This window comes from Psychromonas sp., assembly GCF_047632995.1.
Taxonomy (GTDB): domain Bacteria; phylum Pseudomonadota; class Gammaproteobacteria; order Enterobacterales; family Psychromonadaceae; genus Psychromonas.
The window spans coordinates 1-4,465 of the sequence record NZ_JBLIEK010000194.1 but is presented as its reverse complement, the minus strand read 5'-3'; the positions used below and the strand labels follow the sequence as shown (position 1 = coordinate 4,465).

Annotated in this window: 3 protein-coding genes, 1 rRNA gene and 1 riboswitch; all 4 genes read left to right on the top strand. The window is 39.1% G+C overall.

Going from position 1 to position 4,465, the window contains the following annotated elements:
• Positions 1-103 precede the first annotated feature (103 nt).
• The 4 genes from rrf to thiQ all read left to right on the top strand — a co-directional run bounded on the left by rrf (position 104) and on the right by thiQ (position 3,941).
• Positions 104-219 (top strand): 5S ribosomal RNA (gene rrf, locus ACJAT7_RS18045).
• 217 nt (positions 220-436) lie between these two features.
• A riboswitch (TPP riboswitch) is annotated at positions 437-545 on the top strand.
• Between the two features lie 54 nt (positions 546-599).
• Positions 600-1,586 carry a thiamine ABC transporter substrate binding subunit gene (gene thiB / locus ACJAT7_RS18040; protein ID WP_415228186.1) on the top strand — a complete coding sequence of 329 codons (987 nt, stop codon included), beginning with the start codon at positions 600-602 and terminating at the stop codon, positions 1,584-1,586.
• 13 nt (positions 1,587-1,599) lie between these two features.
• Entirely contained in the window at positions 1,600-3,210 is a 1,611-nt protein-coding gene (gene thiP / locus ACJAT7_RS18035; protein WP_415228185.1) for a thiamine/thiamine pyrophosphate ABC transporter permease ThiP, read from the top strand.
• Between the two features lie 2 nt (positions 3,211-3,212).
• Positions 3,213-3,941, top strand: coding sequence for a thiamine ABC transporter ATP-binding protein (thiQ, locus tag ACJAT7_RS18030; RefSeq protein WP_415228184.1), 729 nt, complete (start codon positions 3,213-3,215; stop codon positions 3,939-3,941).
• The last annotated feature ends 524 nt before the right edge of the window (positions 3,942-4,465 follow it).

Below are 4,465 nucleotides of genomic sequence, written 5' to 3'. Positions count from 1 at the left end.
AGTGTGTGACCAAGAAAATAAATATGCTTGCGAAACATATTTTACAACAATTTATATTGCATGATTTAGAGCAACAACCAGCTTTTCTAATTAACTTTTTATGCTTGGCGACAATAGCGCTGTGGTACCACCTGATTCCATTCCGAACTCAGAAGTGAAACGCAGCTGCGCCGATGGTAGTGTGGGGTCTCCCCATGTGAGAGTAGGTCATCGCCAAGCGCCTAATAAACGATAAATCCCTGTTGACTAACGTCAGCAGGGATTTTTTCGTTTAAGCGCTTGTCGCGATGACCAACTCGAACATGGGAAAGGTTAAGAGCACCAACGAAGTTGGTTTCATCTCATGTTTTAGCATATTGAAGGCGATTATTATCCCTGAGTGGTATAAATAAATATAAGCTTTGTGTGTCACAAATTTCCTTTGGGTATACAATAGCCTTTCTCATCGGGGCGCTTATCTACAGAGCTGAGATTGTCGAATTGTCGACTAAACCCGTATACCTGAACCAGATAATACTGGCGTAGGAATTGAGCTCATCAAGTACCCTTGACTCTGATTTGTCTCTTTTCTATGCCTTATGCTATATATGGAGCGCATAGTGAAAAAAATAATTCCCCTCATTGCTTTTTCAATCTTGCTGTCAATGCCTGCTACTGCTGATAAGTTAGTTGTGTATACTTACGATTCTTTTTCTTCAGATTGGGGGCCAGGACCTAAAATAAAACAAGCATTTGAAGCAAAGTGCGCTTGTGATCTTGAGTTTGTTGCTTTAGCTGATGGCGTTTCAATTTTAAATCGTCTGCGTTTAGAAGGAAAAAACAGTAAAGCGGATCTATTACTGGGCTTGGATAATAATCTAATGGCTGAAGCGAAGAAAACCGGATTATTAAGCGAACACTCAGTAGATCTGGAAAATGTCACCTTACCCGGTGGTTGGTCTGATAAACTATTTGTTCCATTTGATTATGGCTATTTTTCTTTTGTTTATAATACAGAAATATTAAAGAACCCACCCAAAAGTCTAAAGGAACTGGTTGAAAAGCGAGATGATCTTAAAATAATTTACCAGGACCCTAGAACATCAACACCGGGGCAAGGACTGATGTTGTGGATGAAATGGGTTTATGGTGATCAAGCTCTAAGTGCGTGGAAAAAATTAGCTAAAAAAACGGTCACAGTAACTAAAGGGTGGTCGGAATCTTATAATATGTTCTTACAAGGTGAGGCTGATATGGTGCTTTCTTATACGACATCTCCTGCGTATCACCTCATTGCCGAGGGAAAGAATCAGTATGCTGCCGCTGATTTTTCAGAAGGGCATTACATGCAAATTGAAGTCGCAGCAAAAGTTAAAAGCAGTAGAAATCAAAAACTGGCCGATCAGTTTATGGCATTTATTGTTAGTGATGAATTCCAGTCCGTAATACCTACAGGAAATTGGATGTACCCGGTTACAAAAACTTCACTTCCTAAAGAGTTTGAACAGTTAACTTTACCATCGAAATCTTTCTCTTTTGACGCTGAAAAAGTAGAAAATAATCGTAAAGAGTGGGTGAGAGAGTGGCAAAACGCGTTGATAAACTAAGCGTTTTTTATTAATGAATATGAAATCGCCAACATTGCCCGGTTTAATTACAGCCGGTTTTATTTTTACTTTTGTTGCAGCAGCTATTGCGGCATTATTACTGTATTCACCTGACCTCAATATCTCATCTCTATGGTTAGATCCCTATTATCGGCATATCACTGCATTTAGTTTCTATCAAGCATTCTTGTCTACCTTACTAAGTGTTGGCCTGGCCATTCCGGTCGCTCATGCACTCTCCCGCAGAGATTTTTTTGGCAAAACATTATTACTTAAGTTATTTGCAACAACACTGGTTTTACCTGTGTTGGTCGGTGTCTTTGGTTTGCTTTCAATCTATGGAAACAGTGGTGTAATTGCGCAGTCGTTGGCGGCGTTTAATCAAGAATTACCATTCTCTATTTACGGACTTAAGGGGATACTCCTCGCCCATCTTTTTTTTAATCTCCCTTTTGCAGCACGTTTATTGCTTCAATCTTTACAATCGATACCCGTCGAACATCATAAACTATCTGTTCATCTTGGTATTACTCATTGGAACAAGTTCAAACTGATCGAGTGGCCTTGCCTGCGCCAACAGTTGCCGCATGTCTGCGGTTTGGTATTTATGCTCTGTTTCACTAGTTTTGCAACCGTTATGGCGTTAGGTGGGGGACCTAAATCAACCACTATCGAACTGGCTATTTACCAAGCCATTAAGTTTGATTTTGATTTACAGGCAGGTGCGCTGTTAGCATTATGGCAAATACTACTTTGTGGCTGTTTAGCTATCATTATACAAAGATTTTCCCGTCCGATATCTTTGATGAATAGTACAACTAAGACTAAGTTTTCTATATTCTCTGACTCAAGACGCGCCCTCTGTTGGGATCTACTGTGGATCTTTGTAGTGATTGCTCTTGTCATTCCTCCTTTGCTAATGGTGATAATTAACGGCTTTAATGCACAGTTTATCGACATCATCACCGACCTTTCTTTTTGGAGTGCACTTAAAAATTCCTTATTGGTCGCTATTTTTGCCGCTTTTATCGCTGTTATCGCAGGACTATTTATCCTTATAGCAAGTCGATTTTGGCGTTTAATTGGATTGAATATGAGGGCTGATAAGATCGAGTTGATCGCCACTATTATTTTGGTCACACCCGGCATAGTGATCAGTACAGGGCTTTTTTTACTGCTTAGAAACATTACTGATATATTCAGTATCGCAATTGTTATAGTAATTGCCGTGAATTCATTAATGGCGCTGCCGTATGTAATAAAAACACTCACACAGCCAATGCTCTATACCGCGCAACAATATGACAAGTTATGTGCCAGTTTAGGTATGTTTGGTTTCTCCCGTTTTTATCTCGTGGAGTGGCGATCGATAAGGCAACCTATAGTGCATGCTTTTTCTATTAGTTTTGTGTTATCAATGGGGGATTTGAGTGCCATTGCATTATTTGGTAGTCAAGACTTTAGGACTTTACCTTTATATCTATTCCAGCTGCTTGGTAGTTATCAGATGGAGTCTGCTGCGGTTGTTTCATTGTTTTTATTAATTCTCAGTGTAGGTGTATTTGTAGTAATAGAAAAAATAACCCTAAAAAAACAATTTTCTTACTCCCCTTACGCGAGGTAAATATGCTCAGACTGTCCAACGTAACTTATCGATATCAGCAAGAAACGTTCTCTTTTGATATTGATATTCCTAAGGGGAATGTTGTCGCTGTATTAGGGGCAAGTGGTGCAGGAAAAAGTACGCTGTTAAATTTAGCTGCGGGCTTTATTAGACCGTTGAGTGGCGATATAAAAATAGCGGGAATATCTGTTTTAGATGTTGAACCACACTTACGTCCCTTAGCTATGCTATTTCAAGACATGAATTTGTTTGCGCATCTGAGCGTTGCAGATAACATTGGTTTAGGTCTACACCCGGGTCTTAAATTAACTCAGCAGCAGCGTGCATGCGTATTGGATATTTGCAGGCAGGTTGGAATTGATAAATTATTAACACGTTTTCCCGAACAATTGTCTGGCGGCCAAAAACAGCGAGTCGCATTGGCAAGGTGTTTTGTACAAAATAAGCCGTTACTACTGCTTGATGAGCCTTTTTCAGCACTAGATCCTATTTTGCGTGAAGAGATATTGGCTATTGTTAAAAATATGGCGCGTATAAAAAATGTAACTGTTTTAATGGTCACACATCATACAAATGATGCATTGTATGCGGCATCTCATTATCTCTTTGTTGAACAGGGGAAAGTAGCGGATTTTGATGAGATAACAAACTTGACAAGTTGCAATCAAAATACAGCAGTAAGAAAATTTGTTCAGGCGGGTGAATTAGGTGTTAGTCCTGCTTTGCTATAACAGATATAAAAATTATTAAGGTGTAATAACAATGACGGTAAGTTTTTCAAGCATTATAGACCTTCTATAGTTGTGGCTTGCTAGTATTTTAAATCCCAGATAATTTGAATTTAAAGCGATGCTCAAATAATATACTGTTGTAATAAAATAAAAACCTAGATTGTATAATCCAGCCTATGAGTTTTGTAGAGTAAAACAGCAAATTGACTACTAATTATTCGTTCAATCAGCAAGTGTAAATAAACACTTGCCAATGTGATCTGAATCTCTATAATGCGCCACACAGACAAGGGCGGTAACGCCAGTGACTGAGAACGAAAGAGGCTAGTTTCTGATAACGTTAAACGTTGATTGGAAACCTTAAAAAGGCTGTTGACATCGTTTGAAAGGCGCGTATTATACGCACCTCGCCGAAAGGCTGCTCTTTAACAATTTAATCAAACAATCTGTGTGGACATTCAAGAAGTCTTTGCTTGCAAAGCTTCTCCCGATAGATGAACCGCTTGCGGTAAATCGGTAGGGAT